This window comes from Rhizobium aouanii, from assembly GCF_037002925.1.
In the GTDB taxonomy this organism is placed as follows: Bacteria; Pseudomonadota; Alphaproteobacteria; order Rhizobiales; family Rhizobiaceae; genus Rhizobium; species Rhizobium aouanii.
The window spans coordinates 1-20,070 of sequence record NZ_JBAMYD010000014.1 but is presented as its reverse complement, the minus strand read 5'-3'; the positions used below and the strand labels follow the sequence as shown (position 1 = coordinate 20,070).

Genomic DNA, 20,070 nt, shown 5'->3' with positions numbered 1-20,070 from the left:
AAGCGCGCGCTCGGGCTCTTTTACAGCAGCGTCGCGCCAAGGACTGTCGACCACCTTACGGAGCGTCTTTCCCAATAAAAAACCGCGCCGGAAAGCGCGGTTTCAAATCACTGTGGGTAGAGGCTGCCGCTTACTGGACCGGCTGTTCGATGCCGGTGGTCGTGTCCAGAGCCAGTTCGGCATTGCCGTCGAGCTGGTAGATGTCGTCGCGGAACTGGACGATGCCATCGGGCATGCCCCAGGCAGAGATGTAGACGAAATAGACAGGAACTTCCGAGCCGAGCGTGATCGGCGTGTTGACGCGGGTGGCGATGACCTGCTCCATCTGCTGGCGGTTCCAGCCGGGCGTCTCCCGAAGCAGCCAGTTCGTCAGGTCGCGCACGTTCTGGACGCGAACGCAGCCGGACGATTCGAAGCGCATCAGCTTGTTGAACAGGCCCTGCTGCGGCGTGTCGTGCATGTACTCGCCGTTCTTGTTGTGAAAGTTGATCTTCGTCGACGCCATGGCGTTGGTCTTGCCCGGATCCTGACGGAACATCAGGTTCGGCGCCTCGCCGTTCCAGTCGATGGTCTCGGGGGCGACCTCGTTGCCCTTGCCGTCGAGCAGACGAATGGCGTTCTTTTCGAGATAGGTCGGGTCCTTGCGCATCAGCGGCACAATGTCCTTCTCGACGATCGAGCGCGGCGCAGTCCAGTAGGGATTGAGGATGACCTCGTAGACCTTCGAGTTGACGATATGCGTCGGGCGGCTGATACGGCCGACGACGGCGGCGTGACGCGTCGCGACACTGCCGTCTTCAACAGCCTCCACATAGGCGGCCGGAATGTTGACCATCAGGTGACGGCGGCCCAAGTCTTCAGGGAAGGTCTGCAGACGGATGACATTGGTGTTCAGCTGCTGCAGGCGGACATCGGCGGGGATGTTCATCGCCTTCAGCGTGAATTCGCCGAGAACGCCATCGGCCGGCAGGCCGTGACGCGCCTGGAAACGCTTGACGGCGCCGTCGACATAGGAATCGAAGGCGTTGGAGAGGCCTGCCTCGCGCGGCAGATCGCCGGTGATCGCAAGGCGCTGGCGCAGCGCCTGGACGGCGGGAGAGCTGACGCCGAGCTGCAGACGCTGGTCACCGGGATTGACCTCAGGCCAGCCGCCGGCTGCGGCGATCTGCTGATACTGCATGATTGCCTGCTGCGCGCTCGCGACCGATTGGGGCCCAAGGATCGGCGTGTTGGAAACCATGGCGGTCGCCGTGCGCGACGCCGCCTTGGCGTCAAACTGGTCGTCCCAGTTGCCGCGGCGCGGCGCGTTGATCAGCGTATCGAGCGCCGATTGCGCGAATGCCGGCGCGGCGATCGCGCTGGCGCCAACCGTTGCCGCGGACGCAAGGAAGGCGCGGCGCGAGAGAGCTTCAATTCCGTTTTTCTTCGACATAGTCCCAACCACTGAATGCCGCTATAAAGAGAACCCGCGGCCTTTTGCGATATCACTGCGCTTTAACGCAGATCCCAGTCCATTCGTTGTCCCGGCGCACCGAAAAATTCCGCTTGCCCCATCACAAGATTGCGATGCGGCAGCCTGAACAGTCCTGATCGGTCTATTGAAAGCGCCGGTTGTTAAGCCTTCCGCTGCCACACCAATATGGCCAATTCGTGTTGCCGGGCCGAAAGACGGACTTGCCGACTGCCGGAAACAGGACGCAGCGAACCATATGACGGGGTAAAGCGTGCCGGTTAATAACGGCTAAAAAACGGCTTGAATACCGGGCTTTGCGCTTGCCTGCCTTGCGTTGCAAAGATGCCACGCGAGAGCAAACGGCAAAACCGGACGCGCAGGGACGCATCCAGTTTTGGCCAACCCTGGAAGGAGGTCAGGGGTCTCAGAGGCGATACAAGATCTGGTCGTTCCAGAAACGATCCAGACGCTGGAGCAGTTTGTTCATCTGCGTGAACTCGTCGGTGCCGATGCCGCCGACCTTGTCGATCGAGGCGATGTGGCGTTCGTAGAGCTTGGCCACCGTTTCGGCGATGTCCTGGCCGGTTTCGGTCAGGCTGATGCGGACCGAGCGGCGGTCGATGCGCGAGCGCTGGTGGTTGATGAAACCGAGATCGACCAGCTTCTTGACGTTGTAGGAGACGTTGGAGCCGAGATAGTAGCCACGCGAGCGCAGCTCGCCGGCGGTCAGCTCGGAATTACCGATGTTGAAAAGGAGCAGCGCCTGGATGGCGTTGACGTCGCTGCGACCCTGGCGGTCGAATTCGTCCTTGATGACGTCGAGAAGACGACGGTGCAGACGTTCAACGAGATGAAGGGATTCCATGTAAAGATCACGGATGTCGTGGTCCTGCTGGTCACGGAAGGTCGATACCGCCTGTGGCTTGATTTTCGTGTTCATATTGACTGCCTCACTGTTTGTTTGGCGGTGTGTTTTCTTCCCGCCTTGAGTGAGACCCTATCGAATACATATAAAATTCGACTTAAACCGCAGGCTTAACGGAGCCTTACCGGTAACTCCACGTTGTCTCAAGGTAAATCAACACTTACCTGGCGGCGATGCCGGCGCTTTTCCAGCCAGAGCAGCAGGCGGAAAATCAAGTAGACCACGGCGACGATGACATGCAGCAGGATGATCAGTTGATTAGGGCCGAAAATATCCGGCAGCAGGCCATACATGAGGATCTGCCCGCCAGCGGCCAGCACCCAGATGACCGGTCCCCAGGAGACGGTGAGCCAGAGGCCGAGGGAGGCGACGGGGAAGAGCACGGCGAGGCTGGTGCTCGCCACCTTCCATGGCAGGCTCAAAAGATCGAAGCGGCCGGCGCCGACCAGCGAATAGCCGACGAGCATCGCCCAATATTGCAGGCCGAACCAGAAGCAGGACAAGGCAACCAGCCTCAGGAAGAGAATGAAGAGGATATCCGCCAGTGTGCGTTTCGGTATCGTCGGGGATTCGGTTTCCATAGCGCAGACATCGGTTTGAGGTTGCATCTTCATAAAGAACGCCGCGGGTCTGACAAGACGCGCTGGAGAACGCTTTATCACTTTGAGTTTGCGCATACCCCCGAAAAATCGATTCCGATTATCGGCATCATGCGCCAGAGGTTCTTCCGCCGCGGCCAATCGTCCGGTTTGGATTTTCCTGACGCCATGATAATGAGCGCTCCGATAAATGGAATGGGCCAGGGATAGATATCATGCAGGATAGGACTCATCTCGTCGACGACATCACCGGCCATCGCCGCATGCGGCGCAACCGCAAGGCGGATTGGACGCGCCGGCTGGTGCAGGAGAACCGGCTGACGGTCGACGACCTGATCTGGCCGATCTTCATCGTGCCGGGTTCCGGCATCGTCGATCCGATCGCTGCCATGCCCGGCGTCAACCGCATGAGCATCGACAAGGCCGTCGAAGCCGCGCGCGAAGCGGCCGGCCTCGGCATTCCCGCACTCGCCACCTTTCCGAATATCGAGATGGAGCTGCGCGACGAGACCGGCTCGAACAGCCTCGAAGCCAACAATCTGATCAATCAGGCGACGGCGGCGATCAAGAAGGCGGTGCCCAATATTGGCATCATTACCGACGTCGCGCTCGATCCCTTCACCAGCCACGGCCATGACGGCATTCTCAGAGGCGGCGAGATCGTCAACGACGAAACGGTCGATCAGGTGGCGCGCGCCGCCGTGATGCAGGCAGATGCCGGCGCCGACATTATCGCGCCGTCGGAAATGATGGATGGACGCATCGGCGCGATCCGCATGGCACTCGATGCGGCCGGCCACCAGAGCGTCGGCATCATGAGCTATGCGACGAAATTCGCCTCCGCCTTCTACGGTCCCTATCGCGAGGCGATCTCGACGGGCGGTCTGCTGAAAGGCGACAAGAAGACCTATTATATCGACCCCGCCAACGGCACCGAGGCGATCCGCGACGCTGCCCTCGACGTCGAGGAAGGCGCCGACATGCTGATGGTCAAGCCCGGCCTGCCCTATCTCGATATCTGCTGGCGGATGAAGGAGGCTTTTGGCCTGCCGACCTTCGCCTACCAGGTTTCCGGCGAATATACCCAGATCAAGGCGGCAGCGATGAATGGCTGGATCGATGGCGAGCGGGCAATGCTCGAGACGCTGCTGTCGTTCAAGCGGGCAGGCTGCGACGGCGTCCTCACCTATTTCGCGGTCGAAGTGGCGAGGATTCTCAGCAAACGCTGATTCTGGCCGATCCGGCTAAAATCATCCGCACCCAGGGCAGATTATTGCATTTGGCCCTGCCGATACCATATCAGCGGCATCGCTTTTCCTGAGGAGATTGAGATGAGCTACAACCCCAATCCGCTTTATGCCGCACCGGAGGACTGGCGCGCCTATAGCGGCGTGTTGAGCCGCCGGGTCTTCGCCTTTATCCTCGACTACGTCATCGTGGCGCTGCTCTGCATTCCCGCGGCGATCGTTCTATTCTTCCTGTCGATCGTCACGCTGGGGCTTGGCTTCTTTCTCTACCCTGCCCTCTTCGTCATCGTCGCCGGCATTTACTTCGGCCTGACGGTGGGCGGGCCGAGCCAGGCCTCGCTCGGTATGCGCGCCATGGGGATCGCGATCGTGCGCGTCGATGGACGGCCGATGGATTTCATGACGGCGATCGTCCATCTGGCACTGTTCTGGATCCTCAACTCGGTGCTAACGCCGCTGATCCTGCTTGCCGGCCTGTTTATCGAGCGCAGCCGTCTCGTTCACGACTTGCTTGTGGGCACGGCGACGGTGCGCACAGCCTGAGACTTTGGCTGAGACCTTGGCTGAAACCCTAACTGCGATCTCGGGGGCGGAGACGAAATAAAGTCTCCGCCGTCTCTTTGTCGACGGGCGCCGGCGCTCCATATCTAAAATTAGAAGACTGATATGAAGGGCGAAACGCGCCCCGCTGTTGACGTTTTTTATTCTTAGGTCATGCTGTCAGGAAACGGCACGGTCTCGATAAGGAAATTTCCGCGACAAATGAATACGCAGACGACGCCATCCCCGCAGTTTTATCTGACGGCTCCGGCTGCGTGTCCGTACCTGCCGCATGAGATGGAGCGCAAGGTATTCACCCATCTGGTCGGCCCGCGCGCCGCCGAGATGAACGACATCCTGACGCAGGGCGGTTTCCGCCGCTCACAGAACATCGCTTATCGCCCGGCCTGCGAATCCTGTCGCGCCTGCGTTTCCGTGAGAATTCTCGCTCAGGAATTCGAACCGACCAAATCGATGAAGCGGGTGCTTGCCGCCAATTCCGACGTCATCGCCACCGAATTCGCGGCCCAGCCTTCCAGCGAGCAATATTCGCTCTTCCGGCGCTATCTCGATTTTCGCCACCAGCAGGGCGGCATGTCCGACATGACCGTGCTCGACTATGCAATCATGGTGGAAGACACGCATGTGAATACGAGGATCATCGAATATCGCCTGCGTGAGGAAGGCTCGGGACTGGAGCAGCGCCCGAAGGGCGAGCTGCTTGGCGCTGCGCTGACCGACACGATGAGCGACGGGTTGTCGATGGTCTATTCCTATTTTAATCCGGCGCTTGAGCGGCGTTCGCTCGGCACCTTCATGATTCTCGATCATGTCAGGCGCACGAAAGCGTTGGGACTGCCGCATGTCTACCTCGGCTACTGGGTTCAAGGGTCGCGGAAAATGGACTACAAGACGCGCTTCCAGCCGCAGGAGCATCTGACCCCGCGCGGCTGGGAACGCTTCGATCCCTCATCCATGCCCGAGAGCACCCACGACTGAATGTTCCCCACCGCTCTTTCCGACCATCGGAAGGGCCTGTTGCTGACGGCGATCGGCGGGCTGGCGCTTTCCGTGGATATCCCGCTGATGAGGCTCGCCGACGGCGAGCTGTGGTCGATCCTTGCCGTAAGAAGCATCGCGACCCTTGGCGTGACGCTTCTGGTTGCAACGGCGCTCAGGCTCGCCAAGGGGCGATGGCCAGTGCTCGTGCCGGGCTGGCCGGGCCTCGTCACCGGTCTGCTCTACGGGCTGACGACGGTGATCTTCCTTCTCGCCGTTTTCAACACGTCGACGGCCAATGTTGTTTTCATCGTCGCCTTCAACCCGATGTTCGCTGCGCTTCTTTCCTGGATTTTCCTCAAGGAGCGGCCGGCGCTGGCAACGCTGATCGCCATGGCCGCGATGATCTTCGGAGTCGGCCTGATCGTGCGGGACGGGCTTTCGGGCGGCCATCTCTTCGGCGATATCATGGCGCTGCTTACCGCCTTCATCATTGCCGCCGCCATCACCATCAGCCGCGCATCCCGCCGGGAGATGGGCTTCGTCTCGCTGCTTTCGACGGTGCTGCCGGCGGCAGTCGGCCTGATCTTAATCATGCCGGCAGGCGGTTTTTCGATCGATCATCCGGCCTGGATCCTCTTTAACGGTGCGGTGATGATGCCGCTTGCCTTCTGGTGTCTGGCGACCGGGCCGCGCTACCTCTCCGCGCCGGAGGTCGGCATGTTCTACCTGCTCGAAACCGTGCTCGCGCCGATCTGGGTCTGGCTGATCTTTGCGGAAACGCCAGCGCCGATGACGCTGATCGGTGGCGGCATCCTGGTGACGGCGATCGCAGCGCATTCCATCTGGATGGTGCGGAGGAAAAGCATCAGGCAAATGGCAGGATAAGATTGTCGCCGTTTCCTCATCATGTTATAACCACGTTATTACATTGAGGATGAAGCGATGAACGTCACGATCCGCAAGATCGGCAATTCCGAGGGGGTCATCATCCCCAAGGAAGCTCTCGACCGTCTTGGGTTGAAGGCCGGCGATTCCCTGGAATTGCAGATGGAAAACGGCGGTATCACGTTGAAACCGGCCGATGAGGATTTGTCCCGTCAGCTCGAGGCGGCGCGATATTTCATGGAAAAGTATAAGGTCGCCTTGAAAAAGCTGGCCGAATAATGGCCTTCAAATTTCTGACGAGAGCATTGGTCGAGAGCCTGCAGAAAATGCAGATCGAGCGCTTTGGCGGTCTGGCGGGACTGCGTGACGAAGGCGCCCTGGAATCTGCTCTCGGCCGGCCGATGCACAAGGCAAATTACGGCTGCGACGACGTCATCGAACTCGCCGCCGCCTATCTTTTCGGCCTTGCCCGCAACCATGCATTCGTCGACGGCAACAAGCGGATCGCGATCGTAACCGCCGGTGTGTTCCTTCTCGAAAATGGCTACGAGATCGAAACGACCGATGCCAATCTCTACGCCTTCGTTCTTGCCGTAGCCGCCGGCGAGATCGACGAAGAAGGTGCGACCCGCTTCCTGCGGGATTTCAGCATGCCGCTCAACCCGTCGCCTTGAACTGCTGCTGCTCCAGTTCCCTGCCCAGCCCTTCGACCACATGCGCCCAGCCCTTCCGGGTCTTTTCCTCGTGTTCGGCCCATTCGGCGCACATTTCATGGGTCAGCGTCAGACGGCTGCCGCTGCCGAGAGGTTCGATGTCGATCTCGACGCGGTCGCAGTTGTGATCGTGCTCCTCGACGGAAAAGCTGAAGACCATGCGTCGCGGGCGCTTCAGTTCCAGGAAGACACCCTGGTGAAAGGCGTCGCCGGTCGGGCGGCGGTCGACGACAAAGAATCGGCCGCCGACACGCGGATCGATATCGGCGCGGATGACATGACCGTCATCGGTCGCAAACAGGAAACGACGGGCGATTTCGGGGTTGAGCCAGGCGTCGTAGACGACAGTGGGCGGCGCTTTGTAGGTGTGACTGACATGCAATTTGATGGTGCTGGCGGGCATCGATTTTCCTCCTGTAAGGGCGCGCGCACTTCCCCAAGCGCACGGCCACGGCCATTCCGTCCGCCTTCGGAACCGGCCTTCTCTTATTTTTGGTAACAGGAGTGAGATAGAGAAGTTCCCGCGCCCGCCAAGAGCCGAACGCGGAAATTTTAGACCTCAGCCGGCGAATTTGCCGCTACGCGGAAAACCCTTCGGCACGGTGCGGCCGGCGGTAGCGCGGTCGGCCAGCCATTCGGCAAGTTCGTCCTTGTTCTTCGTGAATGTGCGGCCGGCGCTGTCTTCCCAGACGAGGCCGTCTGATATCGCGAAGCAGCGGACGTCGGAAATGCCGCCATCCTTGTAACGCTGCAGACGCACGCCTTTGCCGCGCGACATTTCCGGCACCTGCGCCAGCGGGAAGACCAGCAGTTTGCGGTTTTCGCCGACGACGGCGACATGGTCGCCGCTGACGGGCACGAGCAGCTGCGTTTCCTCAGGCAGCCCGACATTCATGATCTGCTTGCCCTTGCGCGTATTGGCGACCAGCTCGGCCTCCGGAACGACGAAGCCATTGCCGGCGGTCGAGACGATCAGCTGCTTGCGCGAGGGATCGTGGACGAAAGCGGTCAGCACCGCCTGATCATTATCCATATCGACGATAATGCGCAGCGGCTCGCCGTGACCGCGGCCGCCCGGCAGCTTGTCGCCGCCGAGCGTGAAGGCCTTGCCACCTGTGGTGACGATCAGGATCTTGTCCGTGGTTTGCGCCGGGAAGGCGATCTTCAAGCCGTCGCCTTCTTTGAAGGTCAGCGCCGCCGTATCGGCGATATGGCCCTTCAACGCGCGGATCCAGCCCTTTTCGGAAATGACGACGGTGATCGGTTCCTTCTCGATCATCGCCTGCTGGATTGCTTCCTCGTCGGTCTCGGGCGCGTCGGCAAACTGGGTGCGGCGGCGGCCGACCTCGGTCGCCTTGGCGAATTTCTTCTTCACTTCGCCGATTTCCCAGGCGACCGTCTGCCACTGCTTGTCGTCGGAGGAAAGCAGTACCTCGATCTCGCCCTTCTCCTTGGTGAGTTCGTCGAATTCCTTGCGGATCTCGAACTCTTCCAGCTTGCGCAAGGCGCGCAACCGCATATTGAGGATCGCCTCGACCTGATTGTCGGTCAGATCCCAGCGCGCCATCATCACCGGCTTCGGCTCGTCCTCCTCGCGGATTATGCGGATGACCTCATCGATGTTGAGGTAGGCGACCAGCAGGCCGCTGAGGATTTCGAGGCGTCTGTCGATCGCCGCCAGACGGAAGCGCGAACGGCGCTGCAGAACTTCGCGGCGGTGGTCCAGCCACTCCTTCAACACCTCGTTCAGCGCCATGACCCGCGGGATGCGGCCCATGGAGAGCACGTTCATGTTGAGCGGGAAGCGGCTTTCGAGCTCCGTCAGCTTGAACATCGATTCCATCAGGATCGTCGGATCGACGCTGCGGGTCTTCGGCACCAGCACGACACGGATGTCTTCGGCCGATTCGTCGCGGATATCTTCCAGCAGCGGCAGCTTGCGGGCGATCAGCAGCTCGGCGATCTTCTCGATCAGCCGCGATTTCTGCACCTGGAAGGGAATTTCGGTGATGACGATCTGGTAGCCGCCGCGGCCGAGATCTTCCGTCTGCCATTTCGCCCGGACGCGGAAACCGCCACGGCCGGTGCGGTAGCTCTCGATGATGCTGTCGCGGTTGTCGATGATGATGCCGCCGGTGGGGAAATCCGGGCCGGGAATGAATTCGACGAGCTTTTCGACGGTCGCATCGGGATGCTTGATCAGATACAGGGCGGCGTCGCAAAGCTCGTGGGCATTGTGCGACGGGATCGAGGTCGCCATGCCGACAGCGATGCCGGAGGAGCCGTTGGCGAGCAGATTCGGGAAGGCGCCGGGAAGGACGACCGGCTCGGAATTCGATTCGTCGTAAGTGTCGCGAAAATCGACGGCATCCTGATCGATGCCTTCGAGCAGCAGTTCGGAGACCGCCGTCATCTTCGATTCGGTGTAACGCATGGCGGCGGGGCTATCGCCGTCGATATTGCCGAAATTGCCCTGGCCGTTGACCAGCGTGTAGCGCTGCGAGAAATCCTGGGCGAGACGGGCAAGCGCATCGTAGATCGACTGGTCGCCGTGTGGATGGTAGTTACCCATCACCTCGCCGACGATCTTGGCGCATTTTCTGAAGGCCGAGTTCGGCCTCAGCCCCATCTCGTTCATCGCGTAGACGATGCGGCGATGGACAGGCTTCAGCCCGTCGCGCACGTCAGGCAGGGCGCGGTGCATGATGGTCGACAACGCATAGGCAAGGTAACGCTGCTCGAGCGCCGCCTTGAGGTCGACCGGCTGGATGTGATCGTCGTCTCCGCCTGAAGGCGGCAAAATCTCTTGTCCCATAGGTTCTGACTAGCCCAGAAGCGGCCGGCGGGCAAGGAATCCGGGCCATTGCAGCTGTGGATGAAGCTTGGGACCGACATCAAAGGATGAGACAAACGCTCCGCCGCAATTTGGACTTCGTTTGCCGTTCCTCTCAACAAAAATTTAGAGGTCGGCAAATATAAAGCAGGCCCAATCCGTAGTAGCGTCACTGCAGATTTCCAACCGCCACCACGCCACCAGAGGAATCACCCCATGAACTTTTACCGGACAACGCGGCTGATGCTATCGAGCGCAGCCTTTTTCTCGCTCGCCGGCTCGGCTTTCGCTCTCGACGGCGCCGATCTGCTGAAGAAGCTCAATGCCGCCTATGCCGCACAAGGCGGAACGATTTCGGCTGACAGCGTCGATATCGAGGGCACGACCGCGACGCTGAAGAATGTCAGCGTCAAATCTGCCGGCGGCGAAAGCCTGGCCGTTGGCGAAGTCACCCTTTCCGGCGTCGAAGAAGACGAGGATGGCGGCTATTACATCGAAGAGGCCGCCTTCCCCGATATCAACACCACGAAAGACGGGGTCACGGTCACGGCTCAGGAGCTGACGCTCGGCGGCATCTCGATCCCGGCAACGCCGGGCGGCGACACGCTCGATACCATGATGCTCTACGAAACTGCCCATACCGGCCCGCTGAAGGTGGTCAAGGATGGGGCGGAATTGTTCTCGGTGCTCGAAAGCGACGTCAACCTGACGCTGCGCGAAGACGAATCCGGTTTCGATTTCGACGGCGCCTTCAAAAGCATGAAGGCCGATCTCAGCAAGGCTGAGGATCCGCAGAGCAAGGACGCGATCGAGAAGCTGGCCCTGCAGCACATCCAGGGCGACATCACCATGAAGGGCGCCTGGGAATTGGCACCCGGCACGATCGACATTTCGGAATTCGCCTTCGACTTCACCAACATCGGCAAGCTGAACCTTGGCTTCAAGATCTCAGGTTACACGATGCCCTTCGTGAAATCGCTGCAGGATGCGATGAAGCAATCCGAAGCCAACCCGAACAAGGAGGAATCACAGCAGGCGCTTGGTCTTGCCATGCTCGGCCTGATGCAGCAGCTGTCCTTCGAGGCCGCACAGGTGCGTTTCGAAGATGCTTCGATCACCAAGCGCGCGCTCGATTATGCCGGTGCACAGCAGAACATGTCCGGCAAACAGATGGCGGATTCGCTGAAGGCGATGACGCCGATCATGCTGGCGCAGCTCAATATCCCCGAACTGCAGAACGCCGTTTCAGCAGCGGTCAACACCTTCCTCGACGACCCGAAGAGCCTGACTGTCAAGGCCGCTCCTGAAAAACCGGTGCCGTTCCCGACGATCGTGGGCGCCGCCATGGGTGCTCCGAACACTCTGCCGCAGGTGCTTGGCGTCAAGGTTACCGCCAACGACTGATCGCTTCGATCTTGCGACGAAAAGGCCCGGCAGTTCGGTACTGCCGGGCCTTTTCGTTTTCAGGCGCGATGACGGGCGACCTCGGCGATGGCGAGGACTGCGATATCAAGCAACTCCTCTGGCGATGCGCCGTCCCTCGCCTGCACCGACATGCCCTGGATGATGGCACCGAGGAACCGTGCCAGCGCGCGGGGGTTCGTCTCTGGCTTCATGTCGCCCTCGCGGATGCCACGCTCGATCCTCGCCGTGAAAGCGTCCAGCGACCGACGACGCATCGCTGCGACATGGTCGGCGATCACGGCGTTCTCGCTGGCGCAGTTCAGCACGGCCGTCGAGATCATGCAGCCTTTCGGATGCTCCGGCGCCGAGAAAATCGCAGCCGAGCCACGCAATATGCGCTCGAAGGCGGAGACGGTGTCGATCGGCTCGCCGAGCGCGGAAAACGTATCGGCGCCCAGCCCTCGGTATTGCTCCAGCGCGGCGCGGTAAAGATCGGCCGACCCCGCCTCCTATCATTCCGGCGGTGCCGGCATGGCGGGAACGGCGGGTGATATCCTGGCCATACTCGAAACCATCCGTAGGGGTGGCGCACCGCTGCTCGCGACCGAAACCGTAGGGATGATGATGGCGGACCAGGCCGGCGGGCGTCGCCAGCAGCACGAACCCGGCTCCGGCTTTGGCTTCGGCTGGTCAGTCATCACCAATCCGGCCGAGGCAGGCGTCCCCTTCCCCAAAGGCACGCTGAAATGGGGCGGCGTCTACGGCCATAGCTGGTTCATCGATCCGGTCAACGGGCTGACCGTCGTTGCGCTGACCAACACGACGCTGGAGGGCATGTGGGGCAAGTTCACAGTCGATCTTCGCGAAGCAATCTACGCGGCATTGTGAGCGAGCGAACAAAATGGAAAGCCCGGCGATTTGCCGGGCTTTTTGCATTCGGGATCAGACGATCTCAGTCTTTCTTGACCGGCGGGATCGGCCGGATCGAGAGTTCGCGCAGTTGTGTCGGCGTTGCCGGGCTCGGCGCCCCCATCAGCAGGTCCTGGGCCTGCTGGTTCATCGGGAATAGCGAGATTTCGCGCAGGTTCTTCGCGCCGACGAGCAGCATGACGATACGGTCGATGCCGAAGGCGGCGCCACCATGCGGGGGCGCGCCATACTGGAAGGCACGATAGAGGCCGCCGAAACGATCCTCGACATCCTGCTGGCTGAGGCCGACCTTCTCGAAGGCGGCAACCATGGTTTCCGGCGACTGGTTGCGGATCGAGCCCGAGGCGATTTCGAAGCCGTTGCAGACGGCGTCGTACTGGAACGCCTTGATGGTCAGCGGATCCTGGTTCTGCAGCGCATCGAGGCCGCCCTGCGGCATGGAGAACGGGTTGTGGGCGAAATCGACCTTCTTTTCTTCCTCGCTCCATTCGAAGAACGGGAAGTCGACGATCCAGCAGAGTTCGAAACGGTCGCGATCGACAAGGTTCAGCTCTTCGCCGGCCTTGGTGCGGGCTTCACCGGCAAACTTGTAGAACTTGGCCGGATCGCCGGCAACGAAGAAGCACGCGTCACCGTCATCGAGGCCGAGCTGGGTACGGATCGCGTCGGTGCGCTCCTCGCCGATGTTCTTTGCAAGCGGGCCGGCGCCCTCGAGCTTGTCACCTTCCTTGCGCCAGAAGATGTAACCGAGACCAGGCTGACCGGTCGACTGCGCCCAGGCATTCATGCGATCGCAGAACGCTCTGGAACCGCCAGTCTTGGCCGGAATAGCCCAGATCTCGACCTTCGGGTTGGAGGCGATCATGCCCGCGAAAACCTTGAAGCCAGAGCCGGCAAAATGCTCGGTCACCGCCTGCATGACGATCGGGTTGCGCAGGTCCGGCTTGTCGGAACCATATTTGCGGATCGCCTCGTCATAGGGGATGCGCGGCCATTCCTTGGTGACCGGCTTGCCTTCGGCGAATTCCTCGAAGATCGAAGTCATCAGCGGGCCCATCGTGTTCCAGACGTCTTCCTGGGTGACGAAGCTCATTTCGAGGTCGAGCTGGTAGAATTCGCCCGGCAGGCGGTCGGCACGCGGGTCTTCGTCGCGGAAGCACGGCGCGATCTGGAAGTAGCGGTCGAAGCCGGCAACCATCAGCAGCTGCTTGTACTGCTGCGGCGCTTGCGGCAGCGCATAGAAAGTGCCGGGATGGATGCGCGACGGCACGAGGAAGTCGCGCGCGCCTTCCGGCGAGGAGGCCGTCAGGATCGGCGTCGTGTATTCCGTAAAGCCGACATTGCCCATTTCGCGGCGCATGGCCGAGATGACCTGGGTGCGCTTGACGATGTTCCGGTGCAGCGTTTCGCGGCGAAGATCGAGAAAGCGATACTTCAGGCGGACGTCTTCGGGATAGTCCGGCTCGCCGAAGACCGGCAGCGGCAATTCCTTGGCGGCGGAGAGGACTTCGATCTCCTGTGCGTAGAGCTCGATCTCGCCGGTCGCCATGGTCTTGTTGACGGTGTCTTCGGTGCGGGCCTTGACGAGGCCATCGATGCGGATGACCCATTCGCCGCGCACGGTTTCCGCCATCTTGAAGGCCGGGCTGTCGGGATCGGCGACGACCTGGGTGATGCCGTAATGGTCGCGAAGGTCGATGAAGAGAACGCCGCCATGGTCGCGAACGCGGTGAACCCAGCCGGAAATACGGACGGTCGAGCCGACATCCGACTTGCGGAGGGCGGCGCATGTGTGGCTGCGATAGCGATGCATGATCTCAAATCCTGGCATGTGGCTTAAGACGGCAGCAAGGGTTCCAAGACCCTCAAGCGCCGACAAGAAAATCGGGCGGAAAAGCGCATGGACGCTCCGATTTGTCAAGGCTTGGCGCACGCGACCGGGCGTTTGACACGCGTTTATGGCGAGGCTGCGACCCGTATGCTGCGGCAGTTTGGCCGCACTTCCTATATTGATGAAGATGCCGGTCAACTTTAAAAGGATCGGCATTCTCACCGTGGAGCATCCGCATGCCTCTCCTTAGCCGACGCAACCTTCTCCAGGCATCCGCTGTTGCGGGTGCCTATGGCGTCGGCATCGGCATTGCCGGTAAATTCGGGTTTGCCGAGGCGGCTCCCGAGCCGCAGCTGCTGACGGCGGTGAAGACCGAGGTTATGCTAACCGAGGCGGGACCGACCAGGGATATCATGAGCTGGGGCCATGACGGCATGCCGCCGGTTCTCAGGATGACGAAGGGGCGACCCTATGCGGCGCGGCTGAAAAACGGTCTCGACGAGCCGACGACGATCCATTGGCACGGACTTCGCATCGACAACCGCATGGACGGCGTGCCGTTCATGACGCAGCCCTACGTCTACACCGGCGACAGCTTCGATTATACCTTCACGCCGCCCGATGCCGGCACCTTCTGGTACCATCCGCATTGCAACACGCTGACGCAGATGGGACACGGCATGACCGGCCTCATCGTCGTCGAAGATCCGGCCGATCCGGAATTCGATGCCGAGGTGGTGCTGAACCTGCGCGACTGGCGGCTTGGCGGCGACGGGCAATTCATCGCTCCCTTCCGGCCGCGCGACGCTGCCAAGACCGGCACCTACGGCACGGTCCGCACCGCCAACTGGCAACAGGAACCGCGATATGACATGCCGACCGGCGGGCTGGTGCGGCTGCGCATTGCCGTGACCGACGTGACGCGGATCTTCTCGCTGAAGATGGAAGGCGCCGACGCCACCGTCATCGCGATCGACGGCAATCCGGTGCCGAAGCGTTTTCCCCTCGACCTCCTGCAGATCGGACCGGGTCAACGGCTCGATCTTGCCGTGCGCATGCCTGATGGTGAAGGTGCGGTCGCGACACTGGAGGATATCCGCGGCACGGCGCCGAAGACGATCGCCAGCCTGCGCGCGGTCGGATCGTCGTTGAAGCGCGCCATCGGCGATCTTGGGCCGCTTGTCGACAACCCCGTCCCGAAGGCCGATCTAACCGCTGCCGAGCAGATCCCACTGGTGCTCAGCGCCACTGCCGAGAATGCCGCCGTCGAAAGCATCTGCGGCACGCTCGGCTACAGTTTCTGGGCCATCAACAAGGTGCCATGGCCGGGCGACACGCCCGATCCGACAGCGCCGCTTGCGGAATTGAAGCTTGGCAAGAGCTATGTCTTCAATCTGGAGAATACCACGCCGCATGCCCATCCGATCCACCTGCACGGGATGAGTTTCACGGTGATCTACTCCTCGACGCGGGAGGTGATGCCGCTAGTGTCCGATACCTATCTCATCCAGCCGGACGAGAAGGTGCAGCTTGCCTTCGTCGCCGACAATCCCGGCGACTGGCTGCTGCATTGCCATATCATCGAGCACCAGAAGACGGGGATGACGAGCTATCTCAGGGTAAGCTGAGACTGCCTGCACTTTCACCGCGATTGCCGCCATGCATCGCGCCTTGCCTCAGTTTGGACGTGATTCTTAGCCAGCAATGCTCGAAGCGTATGCTGTTGTATTGACATATCGAACCGAAAGGAGAAGGAAGGTTTAACCGACCTTTTCCTTGCGAATGAAATGATATGATCGAAACCACCGCCGATTTGGCGGCCGCCTGCAAAGAGCTGGCCAAGTCCGACTTCATCACCATCGACACCGAATTCCTGCGCGAAACGACCTTCTGGCCGGAGCTCTGCCTGATCCAGATGGCAAGCCCGACGACGGAAGTTCTCGTCGATCCGCTGGCCAAGGGCATCGATCTCGCCCCCTTCTTCGAGCTGATGGCCGATACGAAGGTGCTGAAGGTCTTTCATGCGGCCCGCCAGGACATCGAAATCATCTTCAATCGCGGCAATCTCATTCCGCATCCGATCTTCGACACGCAGGTCGCCGCCATGGTCTGCGGCTTCGGCGACAGCGTCTCCTATGACCAGTTGGTCAGCCGCATCAAGAACGTCCATATCGACAAGTCGTCGCGCTTCACCGACTGGAGCCGCCGGCCGCTGTCGGACAAACAGCTGGATTATGCGCTGGCCGACGTCACCCACCTGCGCGACGTCTACCTGTCGCTGAAGGCGGAACTCGAACGCGAAGGCCGCACCTCTTGGCTCTCCGAGGAAATGGACGTTCTCGAGTCGCGCGAAACCTACGACATGCATCCAGACGATGCCTGGCAGCGGCTGAAGATGCGCCTGCGCAAGCCGCAGGAGCTGGCGATCCTGAAATATGTCGCCGCCTGGCGTGAACGCGAGGCGCGGGCCCGCAACGTGCCGCGTTCGCGGGTGCTGAAGGATGATGCGATCTACGAGATCGCCCAGCAGCAGCCCAAGGATACAGAGGCGCTCGGCCGTCTGCGCACCATTCCGAAGGGTTGGGAGCGCTCAACTTCCGGCGCTGCGGTTATCGAGGCCGTCAACACCGCTCTTGCTCTTCCGAAGGCCGATATGCCGCATGTGCCACGCCAGGCGCAGGCGCCCGAAGGGGCCGCTGCCGCCGTTGAATTGTTGAAGGTTCTGCTGAAGCTGATTTCGGAAAAACACGGCGTGGCGCCGAAGGTGATCGCCAATAGCGAAGATCTCGACAAGATCGCCGCCGAGGGCGAGAAGGCCGAAGTCGCTGCCCTGCACGGCTGGCGGCGCGATCTTTTCGGCGAGCCGGCACTGCAACTGATCCAGGGCGCGATCGCTCTGCGTTTCGTCGACCGGAAGGTCGAAACCGTCAGCCTCTGAGGCGACTGCATCACGCCTTAAACCGGCATCGATTTAAGCGCAGTCATTCAAATGCTACAGCCGCGCGTCTGAAAAGACGCGCGGCTGTAATTTCGAATTCGCTTGACGGTTTTTTCCGGCCTGAAACAATGGCGGGAAGAAACATCACGGCGCAGAGGCGGCATGCGGGAAATATCTCCGACACAGAATTGGATCCTGATCACGATCGTCCTTGCGACCAGCGGCGTCATCTATGATCTGATGTTCTATTCCAATCAGACGCCGATCATCGGGGCGATCTTCGCGCTCTTCATCGGCATGCCGATCCTCGCTTTCGAGCGCAAGGTGCTGTTTCGAGCACTCTACAGGCGCATCCAGAAGCTGCCGACTTTCGCCTTCATCATCACCGAGCTGCTGATCTACGAAATCCTGATGAGTATCGGCTTTGCCTGCGCCGGCCTGCTGCTCTGGTGGCTCGGCATGGTGAAGCCGGTGTCGCTCCTCGACCTCGTCATCATGCCGTTCGAGGTCTTCCTCTATGCGCTTGCGGTCTGCACCATGCTGATCTTCGTCTTGCGCGTGCGGGAACTGCTTGGTCGTGAAGTTTTCCTCAGCATGCTCATCAGCCGCTACCGCAATCCGGTCAAGGAAGAGCGCGTCTTCCTGTTCATCGACCTCGTCGATTCGACGGCTTTTGCCGAGAAGCACGGCGACCTCAGGGCGCAACAGCTGCTGAGTTCGCTGTTTGCGACCTTCGCCGAGCCCGTCAGGCGCCACAAGGGCATGATCAACGACTATGTCGGCGATGCGGCGATCATCACCTGGCCACTTGCCCGCGGCGTCAAGAATGCGCGTTGCGTGCGCTGCATCTTCGATATCCTCGCCGATATCGACGCCAATGCCGCCGGCTGGCGAAAGAATTACGGGCAGGTGCCGAAGCTCCGCGCCGCCCTTCACGGCGGCGAGATCATTACCGCCGAAATCGGCGTCGACCATCACAAGATCAGCTATTTCGGCGATACGGTGAACACCACTGCCCGGCTGGAGACGCTTTGCCGCAGTCTGAACCGATCGGTGCTGATCTCCAGCGAGCTTGCCCGGCGCATGGATTTTCCCGACGACATCACATGCGAGGATCTCGGCACCCATGCCGTCAAGGGGCGCGGCCAGGCGCTCGGCGTCATGGCGCTCTCCTCGCGCGCGGTCACCGTACTGAACACGCCGGCGGTCATTCTGCACGGCTGAGTAACAACTCTACCTCACGTCACCAAAGCTTCACCCAACCGTCAATTCGCTGACACGGAAGCCCTGCTAAGCGGAAGGCCTTTGCAATCCGCTCCACGGGGATATTATGAAGAACGTCCTTTTTGCTTCCGTATCGCTTTTCATCCTGGTCGCGAGCTCCGCTTCGGCCGACCAGCAGCAGTTCCCGGCCAAGCTCGCGGGCCAGGCGATCCTGCCTGCCAACACCATGGTTCCGGCGCCGGCCGATGCCCCCGAATTCCTCAAGCATTCCGGCAAGTTTACAACGCCGGACCGCAAGCGTACCGAAGCGCTCGGCACCGTTCCCGGCAAGGACGGCGCTCGCGTCACCGATCTGAAGCTTCCTTTCGACGGCCAGCCGATCCAAGGCTTCTCCGGCGTCAAGACGATGGCCGACGGTACCTTCTGGACGCTCTCCGACAACGGTTTCGGCTCGAAGTCCAACTCGTCGGACTCCATGCTCTTCCTGCACCAAATGAAGTTCGACTGGGCCGGCAACAAGGCTGAGATCGTCAAGAAGCTCTTCCTCTCCGACCCCAACAAGATCGCCCCGTTCCCGATCGTTCTCGAAGGCACCGACACGCGTTATCTCACCGGCGCCGACTTCGACATCGAATCGATCCAGCCGGTTGCCGACGGCTTCTGGATCGGCGACGAATTCGGTCCCCACATCCTGAAGTTCGACACGTCAGGCCGCCTCACCGACGTCATCCCGACGACGCTCGACGGCAAGCCGGTGCTTTCGCCAGACAATCCGCTTCTCTCGGTTCCATCAAACCCGGCCGCCAAGATGCCGGTCTTTAATCTGAAGCGCTCCGGAGGCTTCGAAGGCCTCGCCATGTCGAAGGACGGCGCCAAGCTCTACGGCCTGCTCGAGGGCGCCATCTACAAGGATGACGGCACGGTGGAAACGGCCGACGGCCACACCGCCATCCGCGTCATCGAATTCGATGTCGCTTCGAAGAAGTGGACCGGCCGCAGCTGGTTCTATCCGTTCGAAGACAAGGGCGTGTCGATCGGCGATTTCAACATGCTCGACGACACGACCGCTCTCGTCATCGAGCGCGACAACGGCGCCGGCACCAGCGACAAGGCCTGCGCCGATCCGAAGCAACCGAAGCCGGATTGCTTCGAAGCTCCGGCCGTGCTGAAGCGCGTCTACAAAATCGAGTTCAACGATGCCAATGTCGGCAAGGCTGTCCGCAAGATCGGCTATATCGACCTCCTGAACATCCAGGACCCCGACAACAAGAAGAAGGCCGGCAGCAAGGACGGCGTCTACGACATGCCGTTCGTGACGATCGAAAACGTCGACCGCGTCGACGCCACGCACATCATCATCGGCAACGACAACAACCTGCCCTTCTCGGCCGGCCGCGCCGTCGACAAGGCCGACAATAACGAGTTCAGCCTGCTTGAGGTTGGCGAGTTCCTGAACGCGAAGTAATTCGAGCGTGATGTGAGATAGAGGGCGGTGCGTGGGCGGCGCCCTTTTTGGTGGTCGATATTTGGCGGAATGCCGTGTGTG

General features: G+C 60.8%; 17 protein-coding genes and 2 pseudogenes. 12 read left to right on the top strand and 7 right to left on the bottom strand.

What is annotated here, in order from left to right; translation table 11 throughout:
- Positions 1–130: 130 nt before the first annotated feature.
- The 3 genes from V8P77_RS23230 to V8P77_RS23220 form a co-directional block, all read right to left on the bottom strand.
- Positions 131–1,432 carry a L,D-transpeptidase family protein gene (locus tag V8P77_RS23230; protein WP_335914448.1) on the bottom strand — a complete coding sequence of 434 codons (1,302 nt, stop codon included), beginning with the start codon at positions 1,430–1,432 and terminating at the stop codon, positions 131–133.
- A 445-nt stretch (positions 1,433–1,877) separates the two neighbouring features.
- Positions 1,878–2,393, bottom strand: coding sequence for a transcriptional regulator LdtR (gene ldtR, locus V8P77_RS23225; RefSeq protein ID WP_003547156.1), 516 nt, complete (start codon positions 2,391–2,393; stop codon positions 1,878–1,880).
- A gap of 128 nt (positions 2,394–2,521) precedes the next feature.
- Positions 2,522–2,959, bottom strand: a complete 438-nt coding sequence (locus V8P77_RS23220; protein WP_025394019.1) for a DUF6163 family protein — start codon at positions 2,957–2,959, stop codon at positions 2,522–2,524.
- 233 nt (positions 2,960–3,192) lie between these two features.
- Here V8P77_RS23220 and hemB point away from each other — a divergent pair, with 233 nt between their 5' ends.
- The 6 genes from hemB to V8P77_RS23190 all read left to right on the top strand — a co-directional run bounded on the left by hemB (position 3,193) and on the right by V8P77_RS23190 (position 7,325).
- Complete coding sequence (gene hemB, locus V8P77_RS23215) at positions 3,193–4,206, top strand: porphobilinogen synthase (RefSeq protein ID WP_222339365.1); 1,014 nt, start codon at positions 3,193–3,195, stop codon at positions 4,204–4,206.
- Positions 4,207–4,308: 102 nt separating this feature from the next.
- The gene (locus V8P77_RS23210; protein ID WP_003547150.1) at positions 4,309–4,767 is read left to right on the top strand and encodes an RDD family protein; all 459 of its coding nucleotides are present in this window, start codon (positions 4,309–4,311) and stop codon (positions 4,765–4,767) included.
- Between the two features lie 219 nt (positions 4,768–4,986).
- Positions 4,987–5,763 (top strand): arginyltransferase, encoded by a 777-nt coding sequence (locus V8P77_RS23205; RefSeq protein WP_017959862.1) that lies wholly within the window; start codon positions 4,987–4,989, stop codon positions 5,761–5,763.
- Positions 5,764–6,651: a DMT family transporter gene (locus V8P77_RS23200; protein ID WP_335914447.1), complete on the top strand. Its 888-nt coding sequence runs from the start codon at positions 5,764–5,766 to the stop codon at positions 6,649–6,651. It begins immediately after the preceding gene.
- A 57-nt stretch (positions 6,652–6,708) separates the two neighbouring features.
- A complete protein-coding gene (locus V8P77_RS23195) occupies positions 6,709–6,930 on the top strand; it encodes an AbrB/MazE/SpoVT family DNA-binding domain-containing protein (protein WP_335914446.1) in 222 nt (73 codons plus the stop codon).
- On the top strand, positions 6,930–7,325 hold the full coding sequence (locus V8P77_RS23190) for a type II toxin-antitoxin system death-on-curing family toxin (RefSeq protein ID WP_335914445.1): 396 nt from the start codon (positions 6,930–6,932) through the stop codon (positions 7,323–7,325). The genes V8P77_RS23195 and V8P77_RS23190 overlap by 1 nt, the downstream gene beginning before the upstream one ends.
- Here the strand turns inward: V8P77_RS23190 and V8P77_RS23185 are convergent.
- On the bottom strand, positions 7,309–7,767 hold the full coding sequence (locus V8P77_RS23185; protein WP_335914444.1) for an SRPBCC family protein: 459 nt from the start codon (positions 7,765–7,767) through the stop codon (positions 7,309–7,311). The genes V8P77_RS23190 and V8P77_RS23185 overlap by 17 nt on opposite strands.
- Positions 7,768–7,923: 156 nt before the next feature.
- Positions 7,924–10,179 carry a DNA topoisomerase IV subunit A gene (gene parC / locus V8P77_RS23180; RefSeq protein WP_335914443.1) on the bottom strand — a complete coding sequence of 752 codons (2,256 nt, stop codon included), beginning with the start codon at positions 10,177–10,179 and terminating at the stop codon, positions 7,924–7,926.
- A gap of 234 nt (positions 10,180–10,413) precedes the next feature.
- On the opposite strand from parC, the gene V8P77_RS23175 reads away from it, so the two are divergent.
- Complete coding sequence (locus V8P77_RS23175) at positions 10,414–11,601, top strand: aq_1923 C-terminal domain (protein WP_335914442.1); 1,188 nt, start codon at positions 10,414–10,416, stop codon at positions 11,599–11,601.
- A gap of 59 nt (positions 11,602–11,660) precedes the next feature.
- Here V8P77_RS23175 and V8P77_RS23170 read toward each other — a convergent pair.
- Positions 11,661–12,098: pseudogene (locus V8P77_RS23170) on the bottom strand (TetR family transcriptional regulator C-terminal domain-containing protein); the annotation flags it as partial.
- On the opposite strand from V8P77_RS23170, the pseudogene V8P77_RS23165 reads away from it, so the two are divergent.
- Positions 12,091–12,489 (top strand): annotated as a pseudogene (locus V8P77_RS23165) (serine hydrolase); the annotation flags it as partial. The pseudogenes V8P77_RS23170 and V8P77_RS23165 overlap by 8 nt on opposite strands.
- 64 nt (positions 12,490–12,553) lie before the next feature.
- Here V8P77_RS23165 and aspS read toward each other — a convergent pair.
- Positions 12,554–14,344: an aspartate--tRNA ligase gene (aspS, locus tag V8P77_RS23160; protein WP_335914441.1), complete on the bottom strand. Its 1,791-nt coding sequence runs from the start codon at positions 14,342–14,344 to the stop codon at positions 12,554–12,556.
- Positions 14,345–14,598: 254 nt separating this feature from the next.
- On the opposite strand from aspS, the gene V8P77_RS23155 reads away from it, so the two are divergent.
- The 4 genes from V8P77_RS23155 to V8P77_RS23140 all read left to right on the top strand — a co-directional run bounded on the left by V8P77_RS23155 (position 14,599) and on the right by V8P77_RS23140 (position 19,989).
- Complete coding sequence (locus V8P77_RS23155; RefSeq protein ID WP_335914440.1) at positions 14,599–15,990, top strand: multicopper oxidase family protein; 1,392 nt, start codon at positions 14,599–14,601, stop codon at positions 15,988–15,990.
- Positions 15,991–16,154: 164 nt separating this feature from the next.
- Positions 16,155–17,300 carry a ribonuclease D gene (rnd, locus tag V8P77_RS23150; protein ID WP_221997439.1) on the top strand — a complete coding sequence of 382 codons (1,146 nt, stop codon included), beginning with the start codon at positions 16,155–16,157 and terminating at the stop codon, positions 17,298–17,300.
- Between the two features lie 162 nt (positions 17,301–17,462).
- Positions 17,463–18,524 carry an adenylate/guanylate cyclase domain-containing protein gene (locus V8P77_RS23145; RefSeq protein WP_221997438.1) on the top strand — a complete coding sequence of 354 codons (1,062 nt, stop codon included), beginning with the start codon at positions 17,463–17,465 and terminating at the stop codon, positions 18,522–18,524.
- A gap of 106 nt (positions 18,525–18,630) precedes the next feature.
- Positions 18,631–19,989: an esterase-like activity of phytase family protein gene (locus V8P77_RS23140; RefSeq protein WP_335914439.1), complete on the top strand. Its 1,359-nt coding sequence runs from the start codon at positions 18,631–18,633 to the stop codon at positions 19,987–19,989.
- The last annotated feature ends 81 nt before the right edge of the window (positions 19,990–20,070 follow it).

Excerpts from the sequence above, each read along its gene's own strand:
- rnd (WP_221997439.1), top strand. The coding sequence starts at position 16,155 with ATGATCGAAACCACCGCCGATTTGGCGGCCGCCTGCAAAGAGCTGGCC.
- V8P77_RS23190 (WP_335914445.1), top strand. The coding sequence starts at position 6,930 with ATGGCCTTCAAATTTCTGACGAGAGCATTGGTCGAGAGCCTGCAGAAA.
- V8P77_RS23220 (WP_025394019.1), bottom strand. The coding sequence starts at position 2,959 with ATGGAAACCGAATCCCCGACGATACCGAAACGCACACTGGCGGATATC.
- V8P77_RS23185 (WP_335914444.1), bottom strand. The coding sequence starts at position 7,767 with ATGCCCGCCAGCACCATCAAATTGCATGTCAGTCACACCTACAAAGCG.
- V8P77_RS23175 (WP_335914442.1), top strand. The coding sequence starts at position 10,414 with ATGAACTTTTACCGGACAACGCGGCTGATGCTATCGAGCGCAGCCTTT.
- V8P77_RS23195 (WP_335914446.1), top strand. The coding sequence starts at position 6,709 with ATGAACGTCACGATCCGCAAGATCGGCAATTCCGAGGGGGTCATCATC.
- ldtR (WP_003547156.1), bottom strand. The coding sequence starts at position 2,393 with ATGAACACGAAAATCAAGCCACAGGCGGTATCGACCTTCCGTGACCAG.
- V8P77_RS23210 (WP_003547150.1), top strand. The coding sequence starts at position 4,309 with ATGAGCTACAACCCCAATCCGCTTTATGCCGCACCGGAGGACTGGCGC.
- V8P77_RS23230 (WP_335914448.1), bottom strand. The coding sequence starts at position 1,432 with ATGTCGAAGAAAAACGGAATTGAAGCTCTCTCGCGCCGCGCCTTCCTT.
- V8P77_RS23140 (WP_335914439.1), top strand. The coding sequence starts at position 18,631 with ATGAAGAACGTCCTTTTTGCTTCCGTATCGCTTTTCATCCTGGTCGCG.
- V8P77_RS23155 (WP_335914440.1), top strand. The coding sequence starts at position 14,599 with ATGCCTCTCCTTAGCCGACGCAACCTTCTCCAGGCATCCGCTGTTGCG.
- parC (WP_335914443.1), bottom strand. The coding sequence starts at position 10,179 with ATGGGACAAGAGATTTTGCCGCCTTCAGGCGGAGACGACGATCACATC.
- V8P77_RS23205 (WP_017959862.1), top strand. The coding sequence starts at position 4,987 with ATGAATACGCAGACGACGCCATCCCCGCAGTTTTATCTGACGGCTCCG.
- V8P77_RS23145 (WP_221997438.1), top strand. The coding sequence starts at position 17,463 with ATGCGGGAAATATCTCCGACACAGAATTGGATCCTGATCACGATCGTC.
- V8P77_RS23200 (WP_335914447.1), top strand. The coding sequence starts at position 5,764 with ATGTTCCCCACCGCTCTTTCCGACCATCGGAAGGGCCTGTTGCTGACG.
- aspS (WP_335914441.1), bottom strand. The coding sequence starts at position 14,344 with ATGCATCGCTATCGCAGCCACACATGCGCCGCCCTCCGCAAGTCGGAT.
- hemB (WP_222339365.1), top strand. The coding sequence starts at position 3,193 with ATGCAGGATAGGACTCATCTCGTCGACGACATCACCGGCCATCGCCGC.